Below are 25,614 nucleotides of genomic sequence, written 5' to 3' on the forward strand. Positions count from 1 at the left end.
AAAATGGATTTATCCCCCAACAAACAACCAAATTTCGATAACACGGAGATTGCTTTCCGTCAAAAATCTAACAATGAACTAAAAAAAGCCTATTGGCTTTTTAAAATGATCGGCAGTAATTTTTTAACCAAAGTTGGACCGGCCATTACCAATTTCTTTTTAAATATTGGTTTGCCAATTCAGGGAGCAATTAAAGCCACCATTTTTCAGCAGTTTTGCGGTGGCGAAACCATTGCCGAATGTAATAAAGCCATTGAGCAGCTGGATAAAGGCGGTGTAGGAACTATTTTGGATTACTCGGTAGAGGGTGAAGATGAAGAACAGGTTTTTGATGAAACCTGTGCCGAAATTATCCGCACCATTGTACGTGCAGATGGTGATTCAAAAATTCCGATTACTGTTTTCAAAATTACCGGAATTGGCCGTTTTGCCCTATTACAGAAACTGGATGCCAAGCAAACTTTAAATGACGCAGAAAAAGCAGAATTTGAAAAAGTAAAGGTTCGTTGCGAAATGATCTGTAAAACTGCCTTTGATAAAGGTGTGCCGGTTATGATTGATGCAGAAGAAACCTGGATTCAAGATACGATTGATGAACTGGCTTTAGACATGATGCGAAAATTTAACCGTGAGCGTATTATTGTTTACAATACCTACCAAATGTACCGCCATGATAAATTAGCAGATATGAAAGCCGACCATCTGATTGCAAAAGCGGATGGTTTTATCCTGGGTGTTAAAATGGTACGTGGTGCTTACATGGAAAAAGAACGTAAACGCGCATTGGAAATGGGTTATCCTTCACCAATTCAACCAGATAAAGCAGCATCTGACCGCGATTATAACGAATCGTTACGTTATTGTGTAGATCATATTGATGAAATTGCCATTGTTGCCGGTACACACAATGAAGATAGCAGCCGTTTACTGACTTATCTTTTGGAAGAAAAAAATATCAGCCATAATCACCCTCACGTGTACTTCGCTCAATTGTTAGGTATGAGCGATAACCTAAGTTTTAACCTTGCTGATGCTAATTACAATGTAGCTAAATATGTTCCTTATGGGCCGATTAAAGCTGTAATGCCTTACTTATTTAGAAGGGCGCAAGAAAATACTTCAGTAGCCGGACAAACAGGTCGTGAGTTGGGTTTGATTGAAAGAGAATTAAAAAGAAGGAAACTATAATTCAGTTTCGGTAAACATTTAGTGGTTTGAAGTTAACCACGGAATCGTCATTTTGAGCGGAGTGTAGCGCAGTAGAGAATTCTAAATAGATAGATCTCTCCATTTCGCTGCGCTTCAATTGAAATGACGATTTTTTTTCATATCCTCATACTGAATTTATTTCAGTAATTATCTTGCTTTAAAAGACCCTGAAATGAATTCAGGGAGACGAATCTTGGCAATCCTCATGCTGAATTATTTCAGTAATTATCTTCCTTTAAAAGACCCTGAAATGAATTCAGAGTGACGAATCTTGGCAATCGCCGTGCTGGATTTATTTCAGTAATTACCTTGCTTTAAAAAGACCCTCAAATGAATGCAGGGAGACGAATCTTGGGAATCGCCATGCTGGATTTATTCCAGTAATTATGTTGCGTTAAAAGACCATGAAATGAATTCAGGGAGACGAATCTTGGTAATCGTTGTGCTGGATTTATTTCAGTAACTACCTTGCTTTAAAAAGACCCTGAAATGAATTCAGGGAGACGTATCTTGGCAATCGCCGTGCTGAAATTTATTTCAGTAATTATGTTGCATTAAAAGACCCTGAAATGAATTCAGGGAGACGAATCTTAGCAATCGCCGTGCTGAAATTATTTCTTAACTACAAAAGATTGTTTGCCGCTGAGCAAATCGTAAAAAAGGATAAAATCGCTTACCAAACTATAACCTGGATATTGAAAAGTTGCGGGTTTGTTCTTTTCGAAGAAAAAATGCCCAATCCATGCAAAGCCATACCCTAAAACAGGTATTGCCAGGAAAAAATGCCAGTTATGAAAAAGAAAACCGGTAAAAAAGGCCAAACAAACCAATCCCGTACCAATAAAATGTAAAATACGCGATGTGGTATTGGTATGTTCTGATAAGTAAAAAGGGTAGAACTCTTTAAGCGACTTAAACTTTTTTTCTGCCATGTAGTAATTTACAAAATTCCGTTTGCTTTTAAAAAAGCACCCAATTGAGCAGGTTTTTCAGTCATTAACAAGGTATTTAGCCCAACTTTTTTAGCACCCTCTATATGTTGCGGACTATCATCAATAAACAAAGTTTCGGCTGGATTTAAATTATTGTCTTTTAATACCTGTTCAAAAATGTTGGTGTTTGGCTTACGCAATTTCATGTGCTGCGAGAAATAAGCTTTCTCAAAATATGCGTCGTAATTATTGATCTGGAAACTTGTTTTCAGGTAGTTAATTATCCAATCGTAATGGATTTCATTGTTGTTGCTCAATAAAAAAGTGCGGTATTTTGCTTTAACTTCAAGCAGCAAGTCATGGTTTTCTTGTATTGTTCCAATTAATAAGCTGTTCCATGCATCATCAATCTGTCCGTCAGTAAGGTCTGGTTTGTTTGCTGCATTTCTAATTCCTGCCCTAAATTCAGCTGGTGAGATGGCACCGGTTTCGAAATCGTCAAATAATTTATTGTGTCCTTTATGTGCGAAGAAGTTTTCAATATCAGTAATGCCCAGTTTTTGAAAAGAGGCTTGTGCAATTCTGAAATCGATATCAAATATTACGTTTCCGTAATCGAAAATAATGTTTTTAATGTTTTGCATGGAAATCATCAGGATTTGCTGCAAAGATATTATTGTTGATTTAATGAAAGGCGTTAAACCGTATTTTTTTACAATAAAAAGCCCGAAACACATTAGTATTGGTTTCGGGCGTGATATTTTAGCATAAGCGTCGTTATCATTCAGATAGCTAGCGGGGCAAATCATTAGCCACGAAGATTTTGTTTATGATAATCTTCATGTATTTATTTTTAATTTCTATTTGCATTAAGATTCCCGCCTGCTATGGAATAACAATAATAAAAAATCGTGTAAATTACTTAGGTTCTACAGTAATCGATTGAATAATTGGTCGGTTCTTTTTGTCGCCAGTTTTTAGCTCTTTAAATACAAAATAGACACTATGAAATTTTCCATCCGATATCATATTTATAGGAATACTTTTTCTGAAGGTCGATTTTCCAATCATAATTCCTTTACTATCGTCCAATCTGATTTCGATTTCTCCATCAGCTCCCGGATCAAGGTTCAGAAATGAATAACTAAAGCCTGAAATACTGGTTAAATCGACATTTTTAATCGCTATCCATCCCATATCCTTAGTCAATACCAATTTTTCGCCACCAAAAACGTCTTTTCGCTGAAATCCTGAAAAATCTTTAAGGTCATCAGCATCAATTACACTGCTTTTAAGATTGATGGTATTGGTTGTGGTCAATGGTTTTAAACCTGCGGCACCTGCATCAGTATAAGTTGCCTTTAAGGTTAGTACCGATTTCTTTTTGTCAGTAGTTGCCGGTGGAACAATTTTACCCGAAGTTGGAAGTGAAGCTTTAACAGCCTCTTTATTACCCAATGTCATAATCCATTCTGTAATTTTTTTAACATCAGCCACTTTCATAGCCGTATGCGCAGGCATGGGTACTTCTCCCCAAACACCCTGACTACCGCCAATTACCTTCGAAGCCAGGTAATCGGAAGCTTTGCTATCGTTCTTGTACTTTGCTGCAATTTTTTCAAAAGCAGGCCCGATAGAAACAGCAGATTCTTTATGGCAGGTGCTACAATCGGCTTTAAGCATTAAAGCCCTGCCTACCATGGTTTGTGCAGCCTGCTGGTGACCAAGTTGTGCACCTGCTAAATCTGTGCCTTCGGTATAAGTATCGGAAATATAAATGCGGCTATTATTTACTTTGGCACCTTTATCACTCACTAATACCTTATAATCAACAGGTTTATTCGGGAAATAAAAAGTTTTGTTCCCCGCTAAATCTATACTTACATTAGGATGTTCATTGCCGGCAAAAACAGAAATTACCTGGCTTTTTGCTGAAGCTTTGCTTTTATCCATTACAGTTACACTTACCGGATATTCGCCTGCTTTTGTAAAAGTATATTGTAAATTTGGTGTAGTGGTGGTTTTAATAACTCCTTTTCCAAGGTTCCACACATAGGTTAAGGCATCACCATCAGGATCTTTAGCCGAAACATTTGCGTTTAATTTGTATGGAAGTAAGCCACTCGTTTTGGTAATATTAAGGCTTTCTACCTTTGGTGGCCTGTTTCCTTTAAGGTAATCGATTCTTGTTATTGCTGCATCCGGATTTTTCGTAAACCAGCCTTTACCATATTCTAGAACGTAAATTTTTCCGTCGGGCCCGAGTTCCATATCAATTGGTGCGGCCAAAGAAACATTCCCCATAAAAGGCTCCATGCTTACATAATCGCCCTGTGCGTTCATGGTTACTGCTTTAACCCATCCACGAACCCATTCATAAATAATCAGTTTTCCATTATAATAAGCCGGGTATGGAGAATTTGCCGTAGCATAATAAACCGGGCCAGCCATTGCTGTACGGCCGCCTGCACCAACCTGAGGAAACTCCTTCGATTCGCCATAAGGATACCATATATAAGCTGGTTGTGCTGGTGGAAGCTCTTCCAGCCCCGTATTATTTGGCGAGTTATTGATCGGCTTTGCAGGATCGAAAGCATTTCCGTTGGCTCCATTTGTATAATCGTACGCTTTATAAGGATAGTTATTGCCAATAAATAAGGGCCACCCAAAATTACCTGCTTTGCGCGCCTGGTTTACTTCATCATAACCTCTTGGTCCTCTTAAAGCATCATCATTACTTGCATCAGGGCCAACTTCACCCCAATATAAAAAATTGTTTTTTTGATCAACAGAAATGCGGTATGGGTTCCGATCGCCCATTACATAAATTTCAGGCCTTGTTTTTGGATTGTCTTTCGGGAAAAGATTTCCATCAGGAATGCTATAAGTGCCATCTTCATTTACTTTTATTCTTAATATTTTACCCCTTAAATCGTTGGTATTACCGGCCGATCTTCTGGCATCATACTGTTCGAGTCCTTTTCTATTGTCAAGCGGGGCATATCCTTTATTTACATATTGCTGTTTTGGCACATCAAAAGGAGTGGAGTTATCACCTGTGGAAACATAAAGTAAGTTATCCGATCCAAACGCAATTGAACCACCTGTATGGCAGCATATTTCGCGCTGAGAATAGAATTCGAGAACGATTTTTTCAGATTCTTTAACGAGCTGATCATTCACCAGTTTAAATCTCGATAATCTGTTTACCGACTTATCAAACGGACTGTAAAAAAGGTAAATGTATTTATTTACCGCAAATTTAGGGTCTGCAGCCATACCCAATAAGCCTTCTTCTGCATTAACATCAGGAGTGTTGGTTTTAAAGTAAACATCGAGTTTGCCTGCCTCTTTAATTTTTTTGGTTTGATTCTTATAAATTAATAACTCGCCCCTTCGCTGGGCAACCAAGATATCGAGGTTCGGAAGTACGGCCATTTCAGTGGGTTCAGTAAATTCGCCCTGTGCAAGGGTTACTTTAACAAAGCGGTCCTGATCTGGCGTATCAATTTTGTTTTTATTAAATAAATCGAAAGTTTTACGCTTGTAAATATTTTTGTTTAGAGTTGTTGCGGAAATAAATAAAACTGCAATTGCAGCTATCAATAGGGTAAATCTTGTTTTCATCTATTTGGCTGAGGGATTTTTATAAATATAGAATATAGTTTTTTATCGAGCGGTATTGTATCAAAATTTATGCGAAAGATTGATTTAAATTCGCTAATCACTAATCAGTTTTTGATGTTTTCAAAATAAAATCGGCCAGGGCATCTATGTCTTTTTTGCTAATGGCACCATTCCACGCTGGCATTCCTTTTTCTATAATTCCATTATTGATAGTGTTTATAATGGCTTGCTTATCGGCTCCATGTTTAAATTTTTGCCCGATCAGACTGTAAACAGTTGCTGTGCCCTGTAGCTTATCGCCATGGCATGAAGCACAAAGCTGTTTAAAAAGATTGGCCGTTGTAGCCGCGGGGCTAGTATTTTTATTATTTGAAGAAATATTCTGAGCCAACTGACCGTTTTTGGTACTCGAAGGCCTTAGTCTGAGGATCATATCATAAGGTCTTTCACCTTTGCTTTCGGGCAAATCAAAGTTTGATGTAGAAATGTATAGGTATCCATCGGGGCCAACCACCAAAGATCTGATTCTGCCATATTGTTTTTTCAATAATACTTCTTGTTTAACTATTTTGCCTTTATCCATTCCGATTCTTAAAATCGATTCACCTCTTAAACATGCAACCAAAAGGTTATTGCTCAATTGTGGAAAAGCCTTTCCGGTGTAAAAATTGGCTTCTGCCGGACCAATAGATGGTGTATATTCCAGAAATGGCGTAACCATACCCGATTTAATTTCTTGGTGGTGGATAACAGGCCAGCCATAATTACCGCCTTTTTCAATAATATTTACCTCATCGCCACCGGTTGGCCCATGTTCTGTTGCGAAAAATTGTTTGGTGTTGGGTTGGAAAGTAAGTCCTTGTGGATTTCGATGTCCATACGACCAGATTTCTTTCCGTGCGGTATCATTTTTAACAAAAGGATTGTCGGGAGGGATGCTCCCATCATCATTTATCCTTAAAATTTTACCATTATACGTTTTCATGTCTTGTACTAAAACTGGTTGGTCTGCATCGCCGGTAGAAATGTAGAGCTTTTGGTCTGGTCCGAAAACCAACCTGCAGCCTGTGTGGTTTCTTGCTGCGGGAATCTTTTCAATGAGTGTTTTTGGATGGATAAGTGTATCATTTCTAAACTCATAACGAACCACCCGGAGCCATAAACGATTGTTTTCTCCATAATTATGTGCAATGTAAATGAAATGATTTCTTGTAAAAGCAGGATGAATCACCATTCCGAGAAGACCGGTTTTGGTTTCTGCTTTGATATCATTAACCTGAAGGATTGGCTTATCGAGCAGTTTTCCATTGCGATAAAGACGAACTGCACCTGGCCTTTCGGTAAAAAGCATGGTCCGATCGGGTAAAAAAGTAATCTGCCAAGGAACGGTAAGGTTTTTGGCTAAAGTGTCTACTTTAAAAAACACATCATCCTCAATTAAGGTAGATTTATAAGTAAAGCTGCTCACGAAAGCAAAGGCCGTCATAAAAGACAGGAAAATAAAATGTTTTGTTCTCATTAGCTGAAATAGATCTTATAAATCGTTTTACTCACCTAAATATAGGATTTAATATTAATAAGAAATAGGTTGATGTGAGTTATCTAATTAAAAGAAAATCTATTTGATAACGAGGATGGTACCGTCGTTTTTAAGCTTGTAATAATATTGTTTTTCAGATTTTCGGTTCAAAATTTCTACCGCTGCAACTTCTCCTTGTTTTCCTGTATCATCTTTAATGGTATCTCCGGCTTTTACGTTTTCTAAATCTTCTTCCGAACTGTTTTTGGTTAGCTTTTTCATATTAAGATGGTTAGTGTACAATTAATAACATCATGTAGCAGTACTATGTTTTATTTTGTCGCCTAAAATATATATAGGTTGTATAGCAAATCGGTAATTTATCAACATAAAAGGACATGTAATCTATTTATTGAGCAGCAATGTCTACTGTGTTTTTGGGATCGCTTTGGTTGTGTTAGTTTTATGTTAGACTAACTTTCTAAAATAATTTTTATGATTGGCGTAATTACAGCTTACAACAAACAAAGAGGATTTGGTTTAATCTCACAATATTTGGTTCAGGAAAGCATATATTTTGATATTGTAGATTGTAAAGCAAAAGGTTTATATATTGGCAGCACTGTTGAATTTGATACCGTAATTAATAAAAACGGGGTAGTGGCTAAAAATATTTTTGGTGTATCTTCACTAAAACTTAAATCCAAAAAATTAGTATAACATTCGATTATAAAATTTGCTTATCTCCTAATCAGGAGAGTCCCGTTAAGCTATTTAATTCAGTTATTAAATAATTGCTTCATTATGGCAAAGGGAACAATAGTATCATTACATAAAGATCAGCCGATCTGTTTTGTAGAGGATGATGAGCTTAAAGAAAAAGTTTTAATCCGTAAAACGAAATCACTTAATATAAACGATAAGGTTGTTTATCAACGCATATCTTCTCAAACCGGACTTGTAGGAATTAAGGTGAAAAAGATTTAGAAATAGAAAAATTCACTTAAGCCTATCGAAATTTTTTTTAAATTATTTTATGTCAGTCTATTGTCATTACAAATTTTGTTTGTACATTACAGCATGGGCGATAAAATAAATATGATACTTGGAATAATTTTCCTTTTAGGTGGTTTTAGTGTTTTCTTTGTGATTTTCAGCGGTAAAAAGAGCTAGTTCATCTTCTGTAGACATTTTATTGCGTTATTTTTCGCTTTGAATTGTTTAATTTTGAACATGTATCAAAATTCAATATCCGACAAAAAAGCAAATTCATTTACAGGTATTCACATCGATCCTATACAATTTAGGGTTGCGGGAATGAATGATGATAAATGTAAGCTGAACGCTTATAATAGGAGGGATTTTTACAAAATCTCGCTAATTACAAAGGGGTGCAGTACTTTATTATATGCAAACCGCGATATTGAAATTAACAAGCCGGCACTTGTTTTCACCAACCCATTAATTCCATATTCATGGGATGCAAAGGATGAAGAAACGGTGTACGATGGATATTTTTGTGTGTTCAGCGAAGATTTTCTCCATTCGGGCAGCCGTATGGAAAGCTTACAGGATTCTACTTTGTTTAAAGCAGATGGAAACCCGGTTTATCTGTTAGAAGATGAACAGGTGACGTATTTGAAAAACATTTTTATCAGGATGCAAACAGAAATGGACAGTGATTATATTTATAAATATGATCTGATCCGTAATTTTGTGAATGTAATTATCCATGAAGCCGTAAAAATGCAGCCTGCCTTGGCTTATTTTAATCCTACCAATGCTGCATCAAGAATTACCAATCTTTTTCTTACTCTTTTAGAAAAACAATTTCCTGTTGATTCTCCTCAAGCACCACTGAAACTCAAAAAAGCAGGTGATTATGCCGATAGGTTAGCGGTACATGTAAATCACTTAAATGCAGCAATACAGGAAATAACGGGTAAAACCACAACTTCTATTATTAATGAAGCTATTGTTGCAGAAGCCAAATCGCTACTGGCACAAACCAATTGGAGTGTTGCTGAAATAGCATTTAGTCTGGGTTTCGAATACGCATCATACTTTAATAATTTTTTCAAAAAGCATACCGGCTATACACCGATGAAAATTAGAAACAGCATTTTGCCTGCTTAACAGTTCCAATTCCATTATTTTTTTCAGTTGATTTCTTTAATAAACACTTTGATTTGTTTAATCGGCAAAGCTTGCTGCAGCTATACCTTTGTTTATCAAAAATTAAGAATTTAAACGATGGAAATTAAAAAAATAAACTTAGGCAGCCAAGGGTTGCAGGTGCCCGATCAGGGTTTGGGCTGCATGGGCATGACTACAATTGCAGGTGGAGATATTTACGGCAAGGCAGATGAACAAGAATCGATCGCCACTGTACATAGAGCACTCGAACTTGGTATCAATTTTATAGATACTGCCGATCTTTACGGACCTTTGTTAAATGAGCGTTTGTTGGCTAAGGCAATTAAAGGTAACCGCGATAAATATACCATTGCCACTAAATTTGGATACGAAATTGATGATCAGGAGCAATTAACCTGGGGCTTTAACGGTACGCCAGCATATGTAAATAAAGCGGTGGAACGCTCGCTCAAAAATCTGGGTACCGATTATATCGATTTATATTATCTGCACCGGGTTGATCCTAATACGCCGATAGAAGAAACAGTGGGCGCAATGGCCGAACTTGTTAAAGCAGGCAAGGTAAAATACATTGGTTTATCTGAAGTTTCTGCTGATACCATTAAACGTGCGAATAAAATACACCCCATTACCGCTGTACAGAGTGAATATTCACTTTTTGAGCGGGAGGCAGAAACCAGTGGCGTATTGGATATCTTGAATGAGCTTGGAATTGGTTTTGTTGCTTATTCTCCACTGGGAAGGGGATTTATTTCTGGAGATATTAAAAGCCCGGATGATTTTGCTGCGGATGATTTCCGTAGGAGTATTCCACGTTTTCAGGGAGAAAATTTTTATAAGAACCTGGAATTACTGAAAGAAATTCAATCGATGGCTGCCGAAAAAGGGATTACGCCATCTCAACTCGCACTTGCATGGGTAATTAATCAGGGTATTATAGCTATTCCAGGTACAAAACGGATTAAATATATCGAAGAAAATGCTGCAGCATCTCAAATTAAATTGAGTACTTACGAAAAAGAAAGGCTGGCATCAATTGTTCCGGTGGGCATTACAGCTGGCGGGCGTTATGATGCTTCACAAATGCAATTCGTTAATGCTTAGTGTATCAGTTATTAAATAAGGAAGTCGGGGCCTAGCCCATGACTTCCTTGTTTATGGCGTTTTTTTTAACTGGTTTGTGTTTAAATCATAATTAATTATTCTTTAATCTATAGTTTTTACCCCGAAATCTATTTAATTGATAAACCTTTTTATGTTTTCGTATGTTTATGTTTTAAAATCTAAATCAAATGCAGGGAACAGTGAAATTTTATAATGAATCTAAGGGTTTTGGGTTCGTTATTACTGAAAACGGGGATGAAGTTTTTGTTCATATTACCGGTTTAATAGACAAAATAAGTCAGAACGATCGCGTAGAATTCGATATTGCTCAAGGCAAAAAAGGACCTAATGCTGTTAATGTAAAACTCATTTAATGGAAATATGAGGTTAGGTACAGTAAAATTTTATAATAACGAAGAAGGTTTTGGCGGCATTACCCCTTCAAACGGAGGTAAAGAGGTTGATGTTTTTGCACACGGTGTAATTGGTGAGATCAAACCGAATAACATTGTTCAGTTCGATATCGAATTTACCCAAAAAGGGGTTGAGGCTGTTAAAGTAATCGTTTTATCAGCTTAGTAAGCTTTTCTTATTTTTCTCAATCATAACATCTTATCTAAAAACTTTGATGTTAATTTAATTGGTACTGATTACATGATCTTAAAAAAGGATTAATGTAGATCGTGCTATTCTTGATTTTTTCCAAACATATTTAAAAGGCTCTCCGCCTCTTAAGAAATTGCACTATTTGTAAATCTGTTTTCTCCAAAAACTGTCTTAAAGATATTTTTTGAATGCATTTATATATTTAAATTTTGTCTAATAGCGGGTTTTTCCACCTACAAATATTTTAATTTTCGTCAAAAATGATTAATATTTGTCTAATAAATTAGGCTTTATGGTGTTTTAGAGCACTTTTTTGCGATATTTGTGCCCTGACAAAATAATGTAAACCTGTAATAAGATTAACAAGCTGTAACCTGGTTGAACTATTTCTGTCTTACTAATGTTTATCCTTTAAGTTTATTATGATACAGTTAGAGCCAATTAGCGGGGTTTTTAATAGAGAGCGTGCGTTACAAGCGATATATCCGATGCGTATGCTGATCGTTAAAGAGGCGAGTGGTTCTTTGTGTATGAATTCTGGCGATTATGATTTAATGCCGCAAAGAATTTTTTTTATTCCTGAAGAAGGACTTGTTAGGCTTGAAGGAAAAATTACCTCAGGTTATTGGCTAAACTTTAGTAGTTTGTTATATGCAGAGTTTTTACTGCAACATTTAGATCCACTTGCAAAAAACCTTTTTATCAATTTATCTTATCGTGATTTAACACATCCGGAGTCTTCAAAAACTTACTCCTTACTTGATCAGTTAAAAAGGGAAATCAATGCTAAAAAAGACATTCGTTTTATGGCGCAATATTTATCTTTATTTTTAGGATTTACTGCTGGTTTAGACGGATATCTTGCCGCGTTAACTTTAGATGAATTGCAACAGGTATTACGTTTCAGGGCTATTTTGGAACAATATTTCAGAACAGAAAGGTCTATTCTTTTTTATGCAGAAGGTATGGGTATGAGCACCGGAAAACTGAATAAATTTTTAGACCGGGTATTGGGAAAAAGCTTAACCGTACTAATTAAAGATAGAATTATGAGGGAGGCAGAGGAATTATTGATCCAAAGTGAATTTAGTGTTGATGAAATAGCTGATATGCTGGGCTTTGAACAAACCACTAAATTTATGACGAGCTTTAAACGCCACAAGGGAATTTCTGCACTGCAGTTTAGTAAATTGGTTTAGCGAAAATGAAAATTGGTGCGTCTGGCAAAGAAATGGCCATCAGTTTGATTTCATCTCTTCTAGAAAACAGGTTTCCGAACCTCACAACATCAATTGCTATTGCGCCTAACGCGTAAGGCCTTGTTTACTGTATCCAATGATCAGCCGCACCAATTTTACATCCGCTAAATTATAAAATCTTCGCTTAAAGAAGAAAATTATTCCTAATATTATTACGATGCTGTATTTTGCTATTTACAGTGCTGTATTTGAGGTGTTTCTATGCTTTTGTTTTTGGGGAAATTCAGTTTGGTAGATGCTGGGTAGATTGCATTGCTTACACATTGAAATTATTTTAACCACAGATAAAAAGGATCAACACAGATAAGGAATCCGTGCTCATCTGTGTGAATTTATGGTTAAAAATAGAGTCTGGTCTGTGAGGACACATACCAGGGAATAGGAAATGATTTGATATGTTAATCAAACTTCGGTTGGTGAGACACCAACCTATAATAGAGTCTGGTCTGTGAGGACACAGACCAGGGTATTGGAAATGATTTGATATGTTAATCAAACTTCGGTCGGTGAGACACTAACTAATAGTAAATTCTGGTCTGTGAGGACACAGACCAGGGAATAGGAAATAATTTATTTTATATGTTAATCAAATTTCGGTCGGTGAGACACCAACATATGGAGTCTGGTCTGTGAGGACACAGACCAGGGATAGGAAATAATTTCATTTGTACAACAACTAAGTTCCAGTAAGTCAGGTACCAACTGATAACTTAACACATAATTGTTTTAGAAATCCGTGTTTATCTGTGTCTATCTGTGGTTAAAAAAAACTTAGCCTGACAATGTTGATTGTTACCCTTTATTCTTCAAATAAATAGCCACTATATGCCAATCCTTTGGCTACACTTTTAAAGTTATCACCAGAATTTAACGGTATGTGTGGAAATTTGCGCTTAAACAGATTTTGTACTGCAGAAACCATCGATGTTCCTCCGGTTAAAAACAAACAGTCGATATCTTGTGGATTTATTTTATAGGTTTCCAAAAACTGATCGAGGTAAGCATCGATTTTGTTGATGTCTTTTTCGATAATTGAATTGTACTGATCGAGCGAAATATTTTCGTCAATCTCAATTTCCATATTGCTATAGGCAAATGTAGAAAGTTGTTGGTCGGAAAGTTCAATTTTTGTTCTCTCGATTGATCTGAATAAAGAATAACCGAGATTATTTTCAATCAGGGTGATTAGGTTTTTGAACTTCGGATCGTTTCCTGAGTAATAATAGTATTCTTCGATCTCTTTCTGGATTTTTAAACCATTAAAGAAGTTCATTTTATCCCAGGTACAGATATTGGCGAATAGTGATTTCGGTACGTTTAGAACTTTACCACGGGTGGCTTCATACATGGTGTTTTTGCCAAAATATGGCGTTCCTTTGTCCCACATAAAGGCAGAATCCAAACTATCGCCGCCAATATAAATGCCTCCTGAGGCAATCATATCGTTTTTTCTATCTTTGCTACCTACTTTATCCGGATCTAAAATCAGGTAAGTAAAATCTGTTGTACCACCACCTAAGTCGGCTACCAGTACACGTTCTTTCTTTTTAATTGTTTTCTCGTAGGCAAATGCGGCCCCAATGGGCTCAAACTGAAAGCGAACTTCTGTAAAACCAGCACTTTCTGCTGCTTTTTTTAAACGTGTTTGGGCAAGGGTATCTTTTTGGGTGCTGTCGTCATCAAAGAAAACCGGGCGACCAATAATGGCTTTTTGGCAATCTTCGCCGGTAATTAAGTCGGCTTTTTCTTTCAAATCTTTAAGGATCAGCGTAACCAGATCGGAGGCTGTGTACCTTTTGTTGTGAATACGGGTTTCGGTAAATGTTGTTCTAGAAAGAATCTGTTTAATGGATTTAATAAACCTGCCTTTCATGCCATCATTCAAATAAGCATCTATTGCTTTTTCGCCTACAATGTGGTTTTCGCCATCAATCATGCTTTTTACTTCCGTAAAATAGATTAAGGAAGGAATCGAAATCGTATCTATAATTTCCTTTTTTTCTTCGTCATAGATGGAAAGAGCCGAGTTGGTTGTTCCAAAATCGATTCCGTATAAAAACTTACTCATGGGCTTGATGTGTTTGGCTTGTGGCGAATAAAATGGGGTTGCGAAAGTATTAAAAAAAGCTTTATTGAACTAATTTTTCTAAAATAATTCACTTGTACCCAAATGGGCATTTACGATGCGGGTAATCTGTTGGCCAAGTTCTTTTGCGTTGCCAATGCCTACACTTTTAAGTGCGGCAAGCTGATCGGTTGTTCTGGGCATTCGTTCGGCGATAGATAGTAATGCCAAATCGGATAATACTGCATAATCTTGCGTTCCGCGCTCCGTGGCTATGGTTTTACGCCATTCGACCAGGTTTTTATAAACTTGTGGATTGGAAATTTCTTTGGGTTTAATGCTCGATTTGACAGGTTTTTTAACAGGTTGCTTATTGCTGGCGGCATGTAAGGTGCTGATGTAATCTTTAATGGAAAAAGGATTCCATGAAATTTTGAATAAAGCTAATTTAACCTGAAGGGCATCTTTACAGTCGTTTAAGGTGGTAAGCAGCTTATCGGAATGCGTATCATTGTAAAAATTAATGGCCACTATCCGTGCCATGAGCGTCATTACCTGTTCCAGTTTAGGTACGAAATAATCTGAGGCCTTCTGCAAACGTTCCATGAAAGCAGTTTCGGTTGCTGGATTTTCGTGTGTACTTATTTTTGAAAATTCTTTGGTTATAAAGTTTCTGGCCACTTTGAAAATTTCATGCTGAAGAATTTGATTTCCCTGCTCATAAATGGATAAAAAGGCATTTTTTTCATCTTTATCGATGAGTTTAGATCGCCCGAGTTTTTCCCAATCTTTGGCTATAAGTGAAAAATCGAGTAATTCGTGGATAAGGCCCCAGGCATATTGCTGGCTATAACGTTCCAATAGTTCGGGCGTAGGTTTAGCCTGGTGGCTAGCTTGGGTGAAACCGATTACCTTGGCATCAGTGATGATGTTTCCGGCAACTACCGGCGATTTTAAAATCAAGCCTTCTAAACTTCTGCAACGGCTGAGTGCCACATAGGCTTGCCCGTGGGTAAAAGCGGTGCTCACATCCACTATTGCCTGATCAAAAGTCAATCCCTGGCTTTTATGTACGGTAATGGCCCATGCCAATTTAAATGGGTATTGAGCAAATGAGCCGGTACTGGTTTCGTCGATTTTATTTTCTTCGTCGCTAAGGCTATATTTTACATTCTGCCAAATTTCTTTTTCTACTTCAATTTCCCTGCCATCGCTGGTAAAACTTACCTTGATCAAATCTTTATCAATTGCGGTAATTTTTGCAGCTTTACCGTTATAAAATTGCTTTTTACCCGAAGAATCATTTTTAATGAAGATTACCTGGGCACCAAGTTTTAACTGTAGTTTTTCATCGGTAGGATAGGCATCTTTCGGGAAATCGCCACTTACTGCTGCATTGAATTCGAAAATTTCTCCGGGTAATTTTTCTAAACAGCCCTGGTTAATTTCGTTAACCAATTGGTTGTGCGTTGTAAGCGTAATGTAATCGTCTTTCCATTCCTGATCCAATGACGGATCATAACGCTCATTCAGTTTTTCAAGCAGGCTGTTATCCAGGTTATTTTCTCTCATGCCGTTCAGGATATCCAGAAATACAGGATCCGATTGGCGGTAAACCTTATCCAATGCAAAAGTGAGCATTGGTGTGGAGCGAAAAATTAAACTGTCGAAAAAGTACGGACTGGCATAATATGCGCCTAAAATGTGCCATGCATCATGAAAGATAGGGGAGAGCTGATAAAGATCACCAATCATTAACACCTGAACACCACCAAATGGACGGTTAGAACCTTTTACGCGTTTTAAGGTACGATCAATAAAATCAATAATATCCACCCTCACCATACTGATTTCATCGATTATCAAAAGATCAAGGCAACGCAACAGCCTGGTTTTTTCGTCAGAATATTTAAAATTAGTTTCTGCGTTTTCATCAACAACGGGAACCAACGGACCAAAAGGAATCTGAAAAAAAGAATGCAGGGTAACTCCACCCGCATTAATTGCAGCAACGGCAGTGGGAGCCACAACAGCAAAATTCTTTTTGGTGGTATCTCTAATTTTCCGCAAAAGTGTGGTTTTACCTGTTCCCGCTTTACCAGTTAAAAAAACAGGTTGGTTGGTGGTGGCTAAAAAATCTAAAAGGAGTTGGTTGTCCGGATCGGGGAAATTCATATCTAGCACAAAAATAACCTATTCGAAATTTATTTGGATACAGATTATGTCCTGTTTTATCCACAATTGCAATTGAAATTAAGATCCATAACCTGCTGAACCTATAAAAACCGTTGATATTTTAATGTAAATATGGTTATGTTTGAAGGCATTCGACAAATGGAACTTATTGTACTGTTTGCTCTGGTGGAGATTGGATATTGAACTAACAATCAGCATAAGATGATTAAAGAGTTTTTAAAGTATGAATAATGGATTTGCTGATAACAAGCAGGTTAAAGTGGTTTCTACTTTTACTGAGCTTGTGGAAACAGACTTTTATGAAAACGTAAATGCAATTTGCTGGTTTAGAAACCTGGCAGGTGATTTTGGCGAAATTGTGTCTAAACTCGAACTGAAAGAGAACCTGACAGAAGTATCAATGGAAGCACTTAATGCGCTTGAACTCTCTAAAGAAGGCAGTATAGCAAGAGCAATTATTTTAAGTGACTATCAATTATTGGCCGGTTTCGGTGCATCGCCTTCACTCAATCTGCTTAAAAGTTATGAGCGTGATGATGAATTTGATTTTATATCAACAGATGTATATTCTTTCCATGTAGACCGTTCGCCAATCGGGACAGATACTTTTTTATGTACCTACCATGGTGCCCCGAGTGAGATTTTAGCTAATGATGAGGCTGAGCAAAAAATTATGATTCCAGAAATCAGGCAAAAGCTTAAAGCATTACATAGTGGTACGGACGCAGAATTTGAAAACTTTTTAAAGGAGTATTACTTCGATCTGCATTATGAGGTTAAAGCCGGTGCTATGCCCATAAATTTGGGATTAGGCCATTTGTGGAGATTAGCGGTAGATCATCCTGAAAAAAAGGTTTTACCATGCGTTCACCGTGCGCCCACTGAAGATGATGGGTTGCTTAGATTGCTTTTAATCTGTTAAAGCAACTGCTTATATTATTTTAAAAATGGGCTTTGCATGATGATATAGGCAGAAAATAATCCAACATTATAAGACAAATAAAGATTAACGGCTTGAAAATGAGTTTATATTTGTTTTTCTATTAAAAATTGCAAAAAACATTTTCATAAATTCAATTCAATTTTGTAACATTGCACTCGCAAAAAAGGAATTCCTTTTTTCCGGGCCTATAGCTCAGCTGGTTAGAGTAGAAGACTCATAATCTTTTGGTCCCTGGTTCGAGCCCAGGTGGGCCCACTTACAAAAAGTCGCCCTTCAGGATAGCCTGAAGGGCTTTTTTGTGCCTTTAAAGGCCGATTTTAGGCTAATCCGTATTGCCTTGTCTCATTTTGGAGGGTTAGGTTCAACAGCTTTTTTTGATTAATTTAGTTTAGAAAACTTAGGAAAAACTTAGGAATTTTGATGCAAATTCATCCAAAACTTAGGAAAAAATAGTTTGATTAAATTAGTGTTTTAATTATGGCAACAATCTCTGCAACCGTAATCAAGAAAGATCAAAAGGCTGACGGAACATGGAATGTGAAAATTAGGGTATGGCACAATAAAAAACCAGCCTACATCTTTAGCGGAACTTAAAATTTGATCCCAAAACATTAAGACCAGATTATCTGAAATTTATCTCATAGATTTATACCGGACGCAAAAAGATGCCTTGCAGGCTAAATCGTTAATATGGAGATAGAAAAGTATCAATCCGGCCAGGATTTTATTGGCTTTGTGAACAATCTCGGTGCATTGGAAGAAGATGTAGCCGCAATGCTTTCCCGGCAATTAGAAACCCTTTATTGTAAAAAAGGAGAAGCTATATTAGTTCAGGGAGCCACCTGTAGGTACCTATATTATATCAACAGCGGACTGGTTAAAACGGGCTTTGAAAGTAGTGACCGTACTTTTATTATGCGTTTCTTTGCCGAAGGGGAGATGTTTACCGTTCTGGATAGTTACCTCTCGCAGAAACCATCTACCTACGAAGTTGTGGCTTTGGAAGATACGGTGATTACGCGTATCTTACGAACAGAAATGGATAAGCTTTGCACGCGTTTTCACGCGATGGAAACTTTTTTTAGAAAACTGGTTTCCATGGCTTCTGTTAACATGATGTCGAGGATTGGTGAAATATTGGAAGAGCAGGCTTCTGCGCGTTACGAAAACTTTTTAAAGGAGAACCCGGAACTCCTACAACGGATCAGTCTCGGCGACCTGGCCAGTTATCTCGGTATTACTCAGGTTTCTTTAAGCAGGATCAGGGCTGGACTATAGTTTTTTATCTTTTGATAAATTTTCGATGACATAGATAGGCTAATTTTGATATACTAATTTAAAATGTTATGAAAACAAAATTCTCTATCCCGCAAAAGCTGAGCCTCGTCATTGCACTTGTATTTACCCTTGTTGTACCGGTAATGGGTTATTTAGCTATCGGATTGCCTCCCGTTATTATCGTGGGTGGATCTGCATTAATCGGTCTGATTTGCTGGTATATCACTTATCTTAAAAAACCGGTAGACCCAAAAATTATTTTACCGCTTTTTCTACTTACTGTTGCAGGTCTTCAGATCCATATTATAGAAGAATACCTTACGGGTTTTGCTCCTGCAATGAGCAGGCTCTTTGGCATTCCATGGAGTGAAAAAAGTTTCCTGATGGTATTTGCTCTGGTTGGCCCTACAATTTACACGCTTACGGCACTCGGTCTTTATTACAAAGTTCCCATTGCTGGTTTTGTTGCCTGGTTTATTTTTATAGGCCCAGGGGTAGCGGAGTTTTCACATTTTATCTTTCCGCTCATCAAGCCACAACTGGACGCAACAACATTGGATCCGCTTACTGCTCCTATCCATGGAAATCTAATTGTCAATATGCGTAATTATTACCTTGGCGCTACAGGAAATTACTATTTTCCAGGTATGTGGACAGCAATATTGCCTATGATACCTGGGATTTATGCCATTTATCGTTTGTTTAAACTAAACAGATTAGAAAAGGCGACGGCCTAGTGTTATATTATTAAACATATTTTCGCGGTATTGATTCTCCGGGTGATATCGTGAAAATTCCGTTACCATCAGATGCGATCCAGAGCATATTCTGACTGTCTAGACTAATGTGATTAATTTTCTTTTGTGCAAGCATAACGGGCAACATCAATTGCCTGGTTAGTGAATATTGATGCAGCCCCATGTCTGTCGCTATCCAAATATTGCCCAAGTGATCTGCCACAATTGTACTGGCTTCAGTTATCAGCGTATTGCTTACTTCCAGCCTGTTGTTTTTGCTGTTGTATTTACACAGGCCAACATTTTTAACCATGGTCCATAATTCATTTTGGTTGTTTAAGGTGATGGCTGATGCAGCGTAACTAAAACTAATTAAATTGTTATGCTTATAGAGTGGAATCTGTTCTGCTTTATTCGAAACAAAATTATAGGTCAATAATCCTTCTACTTCTGATGCGATGAACACATGGTGTAAAGCATCTTCTTTTATGGCGTTTATATTCCCTTTTAACTGGCGAATGCCCTTGCCGGAAACACTTTTGAAATTGACATTAGAAAATTGGTTAATGGAATAGTTAAATCGACTAATCCCATTGCGTGTTCCAATCCATATTTGGTTAAGGTGATCTTGTGTTATACAGTTAATGCGGTTATTTATCAATGAATTAGGATTCGAAAGGTTATTTCGATATACAATAAAATGATATCCATCATATCGGGTTAAACCATCATAAGTACCAATCCACATTAATCCACGATTATCCTGATAAATAGTCGTTACATCATTATTGGGTATGCCACTATTAACATCAATAAACTTAACGGCAGGAATTTGCGCATGTAGAAATAAATTTGGAATAACTATTAAGAAAAGTACAGCACTTAGGATGATATGCAGTTTCCGAAACATATTAGCGCGTAATTAAGCGTTATTAATAATAGAGTTAGGTATTAACGTTCTATATGGTTTGTTTAATAGAATTAAAAGGAAGGCAATAAATAGCATCATGTAATTTTAGTCATTATAAAAAGCCATGATGAAATTACAATATATTGTTTATTTAAGCTAAACATTTTAATTAAAAGTTTATTTATATTAAACATTTTAGCGTTTTGATTCTTTGACAAATAATATTATTCCACAAATTAATTTTGGCCATCATTAAAATGTTAGGCATTATTTTTATAAAATCTAATTGTCAATCATTATTTTAGTTTAGAAACTACACGAAATAAAATAAGCAATTATGAGAGCAATTAATCCCTGGATCAACTTTAATGGCAATACCGAAGAAGCATTTACTTTTTATAAATCAGTTTTTGGCGGTGAGTTTACCAAAGTGATCCGTTTTAAAGACTTATCAGGTCCCGATTTTCAGGTAGCGGAAGAAGAAGAAAATAAAATAATGTACATCGGCTTATCGCTTGGTAAAAATAATGTATTGATTGCGAACGATGTTCCCGGGTTTATGGGGCCGGTAAATGAAAATGAAAACCGTTCTAAAATATATGTGAGTGCCGAAAGTACGGAAGAAGCAGATAAGATATTTAATGGATTATCAGTTGGTGGGGAAGTGGAAGGGCCGATTGGCGATAGTCCATGGGGTACTTATGCGGGGATGTTTAGGGATAAATTTGGTATTGAATGGATTGTAGAGTTTGATCCGGAGGGTGTATAGTTTTGTCGTTTTTTCTACTATGCTCGTTATTCTCACGCATGCGGGAATCTTACTACAATTGCCAGGTTATAAGACTAATTTTTTTGACTCTTGCATTTTAAACGCTAAGGAATGCGTTTCTACCATTTTTGCAACTTACTTAGCAACCTTTATGCGTAACAGGCATTGCCTCGAATTTTAAATTCAGAGGCTATTAATCTTTTTCGGCTAATTACAGTCAAATTTGCTTTACCATAATTTTATAATGATGCAGGATCAGAATAATACTTTGATAACCTCAGCTAAAAAGGCAAGTGGAATGAGCGACGATAAATTTCCGAAAGGTATATTATTTTTTATTCTTGTGCTCAGTGTGATGCTTATGGCCTTACTTTTATGGAGGCATTAACAATTTCTGCATTTTGTTTTGATTGGCGAATCTGCGGAATTATATTCTTGCTGATGCTTTAACATTCCACCTCTTTAAAGGCTTCAAAAATCTACCTCCTAATAATTTAAAAACTAACTCCCAATTGCAAACCTGTAGAAAGTGATGCCGCCTGATCGTTACCAAACCGGACAGGAAAAGGTAGGGCTGCGTATAAATTAACATTCTTTCCTTTTTTTATTACCTGGTTAAAAACCGGAGTAAAGCCATAACGGCCATTGGTTTCGAATGCCACACGGCCAATAAATGTAAATCCATGTTTAAAGCGGAACATTGCACCCGGGTGAAACAAAACCGAACTTACTTTAGAAATATTATGCTCCGTACGGATATTGGGTGCAATTTCAAAGCTAACGCCAAATTTGTCGCTCTTTAAAATGTTTATTCCAAATGGGAATGCGAGTGTGTATACATTCGAAAAGTTATCGTGAAATCCATTTTTGTCTAATGATCCGATCGGGTGGAGCAAGCTGAAATAACCGGTTACTTTAGGGTAAATTGAAGTTTGAGCCGTCTGTTGTGCCTTAATTGATAAATTTAGTGTAATGGTGAAAAGCAAGATTAATGTATTGCTGATTAAAAATGATCGTGAGAAAATGTGGTGCATATATGATGATTTAAATGAATTTGATTAATAAGCCTAATATTGCGGCAACAGCAATAATATAGGGCTCTTGCAATTTCTTGATGTAAATAAGGGCGATTATTGCTGCTATGGCGATCAATGCAGTTGGAATATCTTTTATGGAGCGTGCAGCAATTACCACAACCGAACCCACCAGCGCACCAATTACCGCTGCGGTAATGCCTTCTACAAATGCTTTAATGCTGATATTTTTTGCAATCCTTTTAAAGGAAGGTGCTAATGCTATGGTAAAAAGATAGCAGGGTAGAAATGTTGCAAGGGCTGCCACACATGCTCCAGGGAAGCCAGCAACAAGATATCCGATAAAGCCAACAGTGATTACAACCGGGCCAGGAGTAATCATGGCAACAGCAACAGCATCTACAAACTGAGTTTCTGTTAACCAACCAAATTCCTTTACAACTCCACTGTGTAAAAAGGGAACAATAGCAAGGCCACTACCAAATACGAAAGCTCCTGCCTTGGCGAAAAACCAACCGATTTCTTGTAAAGTTTTGCTGTCGTAATGCCAAAAACTTGTACTTAACAGGATTCCAGAAGAAAGCGTTGAAGGCCTTTTGATCCATTTTGGCGGGGCTTTAACAACCATGTATATGATGCCGCAACCTATAAATAATAAAATTTCTTCTTTTTCGGTAATCACTGTAATTACCATCCCTAGAATGTAAAATACCCATAAAAGCCATTTGGATTTTATAGCGGTAACTTCGAATTTGCTTATGGATTTGACGGTTAGTTTATAGGCACTCATGCTGATGATGCCAATTACTGCTGCACCAACGCCATAAAATACAGCTTGCATCCATGCCAGGCCCCCATATAACTGGTAGGCCATGCCCAGCAAAACAACCATTATAAATGAGGGCAGTACAAAAGCCAATCCTGTTAAGGTGGCCCCCAATAAGCCATAATGTACAAAGCCAATATAAATACCCAGCTGAGCAGCGAGTGGCCCCGGTGCCAGTTGCGCTAATGCCAATCCTTCTTTGTATTCGTCTTCTGTTAGCCAGCCTTTTTGCGCCACTAAATCGCGCTGCATATAACCAACAAGTGCAACCGGACCGCCAAACCCCCAGGTACCCAATTTCAGGAAATAGGTCGTAATTTCGGCTAGCGAATACAGTGGTTTGGTTTTAGCTGTTTCTTGTCTCATCAAGCAAATTGTATTTCGTTACAATATTGCTTATTCGAAAAACCTTATAATTGTATGGATTTAACTATTTGTATCCATTTTACTTTTTTGGTGCTTTTTTCTGTAAATGGAGGGATTTTCTCCTGTCTGTTTTTTAAAAATCCGGTTAAAGTGGCTTTGGTCTGAAAATCCTGTTAAATAAGCAACCTCTGTTAATGAGTAAGATGTAGTTTCTATCAACAGCATGGCCTTTTCAATGCGCATTTTTCGGATATAGTCTCCAAAGGATAGGTTATCGAAGTATTTTGAAAACTCTCTTGATAAATAGGCAGGATTAATTTCCAGTTCATTTGATGCCTGTTGTAAGCTTAAGGTCATGTTGGTGTCCATCTGGTCTTGAATCATGTTTCTGAGTTCGTTGGCCCATGCAGGAGCTTTTTTTCCTTTGTTTTCCCTTAGGTATTTGGTATATATTTCCAGCAACATCTGTTCAACTGGTCCGGCTTGTGTGTGTTTTTTGTGGTAAAGGTGTTTAGCCCAGCTATACAAACCATCGTAAATCTGCATACCCAAAGTAAGCAGGTCGTGGTCGTTTGTACTGTGGTAGGCCAAGCCTGAAAATACAGCTTCGAGTCCTGCTGATTGTGGGGCAAAATCATGTCGATCGGTATCTGCACCACGAACAATTGCTGCAATGCGATCAAGCGCCACATCTTTTAACTGGTGCTTTTTAATAAAATAATCAAATGTACACTGATCATTGTAATGTGTGTATTCTACACCCGGCATATCGAAAGGCGTAGCCCCGAGTTCTTCTGCTTTAATCATCACCTGATCTGCCGGTACATAAACTATTTCTGCCTCCGGATCGATAAAACGCCTGATGAGCCAGGGACAGGCAATCCGGTCAATTTTCGGATGTTCGCGGGTAATCCATTTCATATTTATAATTGTGGGGGTAAGCAAAGTTAATGATCCAAGTTGAATTTATGGATAGGGCAGGTGCGTGAAGTTACTCATTGCATTCGAAATGCGAATTTCGTCAATCCTCGTTGTAAACGCGGACTATATAGGCTATTTAGGGAAAATTTATGGTCGGTGAGACACCAACCATTAGGTGGTTTATCTGATCGCATTAGAAATGCGAATCTCGACAATCCTCGTTACAAACGAGGACTATGTAGTAGGCTATGCAGGTGTTTATTTGATCGCATTCGAAATGCAAATCTCGTCAATCCTCGTTACAAACGAGGACTATGTAGGGGTAAGCAAAGTTAATGATTCAAGTATCGCATTTGAAATGCGAATCTCGACAATCCTCGTTACAAACGAGGACTATGTAGGCTATATAGCATTTATACGTATGTTGGTGAACTAATCGAAATTACATCATTTCACTTTTAAAATATAGCCTAATCCATAAACGTTTTCGATGCTTACCTGCTCCGAGGCCTTAAAAAGTCTGCGTAACCTCGAAATAAACACTTCCAGGCTTTTGCCATTAAAATAATCATCATTTCCCCACAGGGCCAATAAAATATCTTTCTTTTTAACCACCTGGTTAATATTACCCGCCAAACGGTCTAATACTTCCGATTCTCTTACCGTTAATGATACCTCCCTGCCATCCGGCATCATCACAAATAGCTGGTCTTTTTGATATCTGATATCGCCTATATTAATAAAACCTGGTTTAGCGGGAGCCGCTGGTTTTACATTACCCGAAAATTTCTTAATGATATTTCCGATCCGTAAAACCAATTCTTCAATTTCGAATGGCTTCGAGATATAATCAATCGCACCAATTTTTAATCCCCTTATCCGGTCTTGCTTTTCATTGTGTGCAGTAAGAAAGAAAAAGGGCTGGCTTGGGTTCATCTTTACCATATCTGTGGCCAGGTCGAAACCATTCATATCCGGTAGCTGTACATCAACAATCACCAGTTTATTATCAAGTTGGTTTGCACTATAATAATCCAATGCTGCTGTAGCAGTTTTAAACCAAAGTACACTAAAGCCCCTTAACTTCAGGTACTCGGAAATTACGTTGCCCAGGTCTATTTCATCTTCAATTATTACAATATCATACAGCATAATT

General features: G+C 37.3%; 24 protein-coding genes and 1 tRNA gene. 13 read left to right on the forward strand and 12 right to left on the reverse strand.

All coding sequences use genetic code 11. The annotated features are described in order from the left end of the window. The first annotated feature begins 3 nt into the window (after positions 1-3). Complete coding sequence (locus ASE74_RS08400; RefSeq protein ID WP_055907082.1) at positions 4-1,188, forward strand: proline dehydrogenase family protein; 1,185 nt, start codon at positions 4-6, stop codon at positions 1,186-1,188. Between the two features lie 632 nt (positions 1,189-1,820). Here the strand turns inward: ASE74_RS08400 and ASE74_RS08405 are convergent. The 5 genes from ASE74_RS08405 to ASE74_RS08425 form a co-directional block, all read right to left on the reverse strand. Continuing rightward, the gene (locus ASE74_RS08405; RefSeq protein ID WP_055907084.1) at positions 1,821-2,141 is read right to left on the reverse strand and encodes a DUF962 domain-containing protein; all 321 of its coding nucleotides are present in this window, start codon (positions 2,139-2,141) and stop codon (positions 1,821-1,823) included. A gap of 8 nt (positions 2,142-2,149) precedes the next feature. Further along, positions 2,150-2,785, reverse strand: coding sequence for an HAD family phosphatase (locus ASE74_RS08410; protein ID WP_055907087.1), 636 nt, complete (start codon positions 2,783-2,785; stop codon positions 2,150-2,152). A gap of 274 nt (positions 2,786-3,059) precedes the next feature. Beyond that, a complete protein-coding gene (locus tag ASE74_RS08415; RefSeq protein WP_055907090.1) occupies positions 3,060-5,768 on the reverse strand; it encodes a PQQ-dependent sugar dehydrogenase in 2,709 nt (902 codons plus the stop codon). 100 nt (positions 5,769-5,868) lie between these two features. After that, the gene (locus ASE74_RS08420) at positions 5,869-7,287 is read right to left on the reverse strand and encodes a PQQ-dependent sugar dehydrogenase (RefSeq protein WP_082458702.1); all 1,419 of its coding nucleotides are present in this window, start codon (positions 7,285-7,287) and stop codon (positions 5,869-5,871) included. A 99-nt stretch (positions 7,288-7,386) separates the two neighbouring features. Next, entirely contained in the window at positions 7,387-7,569 is a 183-nt protein-coding gene (locus ASE74_RS08425) for a hypothetical protein (RefSeq protein ID WP_055907095.1), read from the reverse strand. Between the two features lie 213 nt (positions 7,570-7,782). Here ASE74_RS08425 and ASE74_RS08430 point away from each other — a divergent pair, with 213 nt between their 5' ends. The 7 genes from ASE74_RS08430 (at position 7,783) to ASE74_RS08460 (ending at position 12,353) form a co-directional block, all read left to right on the forward strand. Next, positions 7,783-8,007, forward strand: a complete 225-nt coding sequence (locus ASE74_RS08430; RefSeq protein ID WP_055907098.1) for a cold shock domain-containing protein — start codon at positions 7,783-7,785, stop codon at positions 8,005-8,007. Positions 8,008-8,091: 84 nt separating this feature from the next. Continuing rightward, positions 8,092-8,274 (forward strand): hypothetical protein, encoded by a 183-nt coding sequence (locus tag ASE74_RS08435; RefSeq protein WP_055907101.1) that lies wholly within the window; start codon positions 8,092-8,094, stop codon positions 8,272-8,274. 246 nt (positions 8,275-8,520) lie between these two features. After that, positions 8,521-9,423: an AraC family transcriptional regulator gene (locus ASE74_RS08440; protein WP_200912282.1), complete on the forward strand. Its 903-nt coding sequence runs from the start codon at positions 8,521-8,523 to the stop codon at positions 9,421-9,423. Between the two features lie 117 nt (positions 9,424-9,540). Then, positions 9,541-10,548, forward strand: a complete 1,008-nt coding sequence (locus ASE74_RS08445) for an aldo/keto reductase (protein ID WP_055907104.1) — start codon at positions 9,541-9,543, stop codon at positions 10,546-10,548. A 188-nt stretch (positions 10,549-10,736) separates the two neighbouring features. Then, positions 10,737-10,922, forward strand: a complete 186-nt coding sequence (locus tag ASE74_RS08450; protein WP_055907107.1) for a cold-shock protein — start codon at positions 10,737-10,739, stop codon at positions 10,920-10,922. Positions 10,923-10,929: 7 nt separating this feature from the next. Then, entirely contained in the window at positions 10,930-11,127 is a 198-nt protein-coding gene (locus ASE74_RS08455) for a cold-shock protein (RefSeq protein WP_055907110.1), read from the forward strand. A 449-nt stretch (positions 11,128-11,576) separates the two neighbouring features. Then, complete coding sequence (locus ASE74_RS08460; RefSeq protein ID WP_082458703.1) at positions 11,577-12,353, forward strand: helix-turn-helix domain-containing protein; 777 nt, start codon at positions 11,577-11,579, stop codon at positions 12,351-12,353. 859 nt (positions 12,354-13,212) lie between these two features. Here the strand turns inward: ASE74_RS08460 and ASE74_RS08465 are convergent. Continuing rightward, positions 13,213-14,481, reverse strand: a complete 1,269-nt coding sequence (locus tag ASE74_RS08465; RefSeq protein ID WP_055907121.1) for an Hsp70 family protein — start codon at positions 14,479-14,481, stop codon at positions 13,213-13,215. A gap of 78 nt (positions 14,482-14,559) precedes the next feature. Then, positions 14,560-16,653, reverse strand: a complete 2,094-nt coding sequence (locus ASE74_RS08470; protein WP_055907125.1) for an HRDC domain-containing protein — start codon at positions 16,651-16,653, stop codon at positions 14,560-14,562. A gap of 244 nt (positions 16,654-16,897) precedes the next feature. Here ASE74_RS08470 and ASE74_RS08475 point away from each other — a divergent pair, with 244 nt between their 5' ends. From ASE74_RS08475 to ASE74_RS08490, 4 genes are all read left to right on the forward strand, one after another. Continuing rightward, entirely contained in the window at positions 16,898-17,596 is a 699-nt protein-coding gene (locus tag ASE74_RS08475) for a hypothetical protein (protein WP_055907127.1), read from the forward strand. A gap of 202 nt (positions 17,597-17,798) precedes the next feature. Beyond that, a tRNA-Ile gene (locus ASE74_RS08480) sits at positions 17,799-17,872 on the forward strand. Positions 17,873-18,307: 435 nt separating this feature from the next. Beyond that, positions 18,308-18,895: a Crp/Fnr family transcriptional regulator gene (locus ASE74_RS08485; RefSeq protein WP_055907129.1), complete on the forward strand. Its 588-nt coding sequence runs from the start codon at positions 18,308-18,310 to the stop codon at positions 18,893-18,895. A gap of 68 nt (positions 18,896-18,963) precedes the next feature. After that, positions 18,964-19,632 carry a hypothetical protein gene (locus ASE74_RS08490; protein ID WP_055907132.1) on the forward strand — a complete coding sequence of 223 codons (669 nt, stop codon included), beginning with the start codon at positions 18,964-18,966 and terminating at the stop codon, positions 19,630-19,632. A gap of 10 nt (positions 19,633-19,642) precedes the next feature. Here the strand turns inward: ASE74_RS08490 and ASE74_RS08495 are convergent, their stop codons facing one another. Next, positions 19,643-20,542 (reverse strand): two-component regulator propeller domain-containing protein, encoded by a 900-nt coding sequence (locus ASE74_RS08495; protein WP_055907135.1) that lies wholly within the window; start codon positions 20,540-20,542, stop codon positions 19,643-19,645. 337 nt (positions 20,543-20,879) lie between these two features. Between ASE74_RS08495 and ASE74_RS08500 the strand changes: the two genes are divergently transcribed. After that, positions 20,880-21,311: a VOC family protein gene (locus tag ASE74_RS08500; RefSeq protein WP_055907137.1), complete on the forward strand. Its 432-nt coding sequence runs from the start codon at positions 20,880-20,882 to the stop codon at positions 21,309-21,311. 494 nt (positions 21,312-21,805) lie between these two features. On the opposite strand, the gene ASE74_RS08505 is transcribed toward ASE74_RS08500, so the two are convergent. The 4 genes from ASE74_RS08505 to ASE74_RS08525 form a co-directional block, all read right to left on the reverse strand. Continuing rightward, positions 21,806-22,345 (reverse strand): hypothetical protein, encoded by a 540-nt coding sequence (locus ASE74_RS08505; protein WP_055907141.1) that lies wholly within the window; start codon positions 22,343-22,345, stop codon positions 21,806-21,808. Between the two features lie 10 nt (positions 22,346-22,355). Further along, on the reverse strand, positions 22,356-23,537 hold the full coding sequence (locus ASE74_RS08510) for a chromate transporter (RefSeq protein WP_055907143.1): 1,182 nt from the start codon (positions 23,535-23,537) through the stop codon (positions 22,356-22,358). A gap of 60 nt (positions 23,538-23,597) precedes the next feature. Next, positions 23,598-24,458 (reverse strand): chromate resistance protein ChrB domain-containing protein, encoded by an 861-nt coding sequence (locus ASE74_RS08515; protein ID WP_055907147.1) that lies wholly within the window; start codon positions 24,456-24,458, stop codon positions 23,598-23,600. 447 nt (positions 24,459-24,905) lie between these two features. Next, the gene (locus ASE74_RS08525; protein WP_055907154.1) at positions 24,906-25,610 is read right to left on the reverse strand and encodes a response regulator transcription factor; all 705 of its coding nucleotides are present in this window, start codon (positions 25,608-25,610) and stop codon (positions 24,906-24,908) included. Positions 25,611-25,614: the final 4 nt, after the last annotated feature.

It is taken from the genome of Pedobacter sp. Leaf216 (assembly GCF_001421515.1).
In the GTDB taxonomy this organism is placed as follows: Bacteria; Bacteroidota; Bacteroidia; order Sphingobacteriales; family Sphingobacteriaceae; genus Pedobacter.

Excerpts from the sequence above, each read along its gene's own strand:
- ASE74_RS08400 (WP_055907082.1), top strand. The coding sequence starts at position 4 with ATGGATTTATCCCCCAACAAACAACCAAATTTCGATAACACGGAGATT.
- ASE74_RS08405 (WP_055907084.1), bottom strand. The coding sequence starts at position 2,141 with ATGGCAGAAAAAAAGTTTAAGTCGCTTAAAGAGTTCTACCCTTTTTAC.
- ASE74_RS08410 (WP_055907087.1), bottom strand. The coding sequence starts at position 2,785 with ATGCAAAACATTAAAAACATTATTTTCGATTACGGAAACGTAATATTT.
- ASE74_RS08415 (WP_055907090.1), bottom strand. The coding sequence starts at position 5,768 with ATGAAAACAAGATTTACCCTATTGATAGCTGCAATTGCAGTTTTATTT.
- ASE74_RS08420 (WP_082458702.1), bottom strand. The coding sequence starts at position 7,287 with ATGAGAACAAAACATTTTATTTTCCTGTCTTTTATGACGGCCTTTGCT.
- ASE74_RS08425 (WP_055907095.1), bottom strand. The coding sequence starts at position 7,569 with ATGAAAAAGCTAACCAAAAACAGTTCGGAAGAAGATTTAGAAAACGTA.
- ASE74_RS08430 (WP_055907098.1), top strand. The coding sequence starts at position 7,783 with ATGATTGGCGTAATTACAGCTTACAACAAACAAAGAGGATTTGGTTTA.
- ASE74_RS08435 (WP_055907101.1), top strand. The coding sequence starts at position 8,092 with ATGGCAAAGGGAACAATAGTATCATTACATAAAGATCAGCCGATCTGT.
- ASE74_RS08440 (WP_200912282.1), top strand. The coding sequence starts at position 8,521 with ATGTATCAAAATTCAATATCCGACAAAAAAGCAAATTCATTTACAGGT.
- ASE74_RS08445 (WP_055907104.1), top strand. The coding sequence starts at position 9,541 with ATGGAAATTAAAAAAATAAACTTAGGCAGCCAAGGGTTGCAGGTGCCC.
- ASE74_RS08450 (WP_055907107.1), top strand. The coding sequence starts at position 10,737 with ATGCAGGGAACAGTGAAATTTTATAATGAATCTAAGGGTTTTGGGTTC.
- ASE74_RS08455 (WP_055907110.1), top strand. The coding sequence starts at position 10,930 with ATGAGGTTAGGTACAGTAAAATTTTATAATAACGAAGAAGGTTTTGGC.
- ASE74_RS08460 (WP_082458703.1), top strand. The coding sequence starts at position 11,577 with ATGATACAGTTAGAGCCAATTAGCGGGGTTTTTAATAGAGAGCGTGCG.
- ASE74_RS08465 (WP_055907121.1), bottom strand. The coding sequence starts at position 14,481 with ATGAGTAAGTTTTTATACGGAATCGATTTTGGAACAACCAACTCGGCT.
- ASE74_RS08470 (WP_055907125.1), bottom strand. The coding sequence starts at position 16,653 with ATGAATTTCCCCGATCCGGACAACCAACTCCTTTTAGATTTTTTAGCC.
- ASE74_RS08475 (WP_055907127.1), top strand. The coding sequence starts at position 16,898 with ATGAATAATGGATTTGCTGATAACAAGCAGGTTAAAGTGGTTTCTACT.
- ASE74_RS08485 (WP_055907129.1), top strand. The coding sequence starts at position 18,308 with ATGGAGATAGAAAAGTATCAATCCGGCCAGGATTTTATTGGCTTTGTG.
- ASE74_RS08490 (WP_055907132.1), top strand. The coding sequence starts at position 18,964 with ATGAAAACAAAATTCTCTATCCCGCAAAAGCTGAGCCTCGTCATTGCA.
- ASE74_RS08495 (WP_055907135.1), bottom strand. The coding sequence starts at position 20,542 with ATGTTTCGGAAACTGCATATCATCCTAAGTGCTGTACTTTTCTTAATA.
- ASE74_RS08500 (WP_055907137.1), top strand. The coding sequence starts at position 20,880 with ATGAGAGCAATTAATCCCTGGATCAACTTTAATGGCAATACCGAAGAA.
- ASE74_RS08505 (WP_055907141.1), bottom strand. The coding sequence starts at position 22,345 with ATGCACCACATTTTCTCACGATCATTTTTAATCAGCAATACATTAATC.
- ASE74_RS08510 (WP_055907143.1), bottom strand. The coding sequence starts at position 23,537 with ATGAGACAAGAAACAGCTAAAACCAAACCACTGTATTCGCTAGCCGAA.
- ASE74_RS08515 (WP_055907147.1), bottom strand. The coding sequence starts at position 24,458 with ATGAAATGGATTACCCGCGAACATCCGAAAATTGACCGGATTGCCTGT.
- ASE74_RS08525 (WP_055907154.1), bottom strand. The coding sequence starts at position 25,610 with ATGCTGTATGATATTGTAATAATTGAAGATGAAATAGACCTGGGCAAC.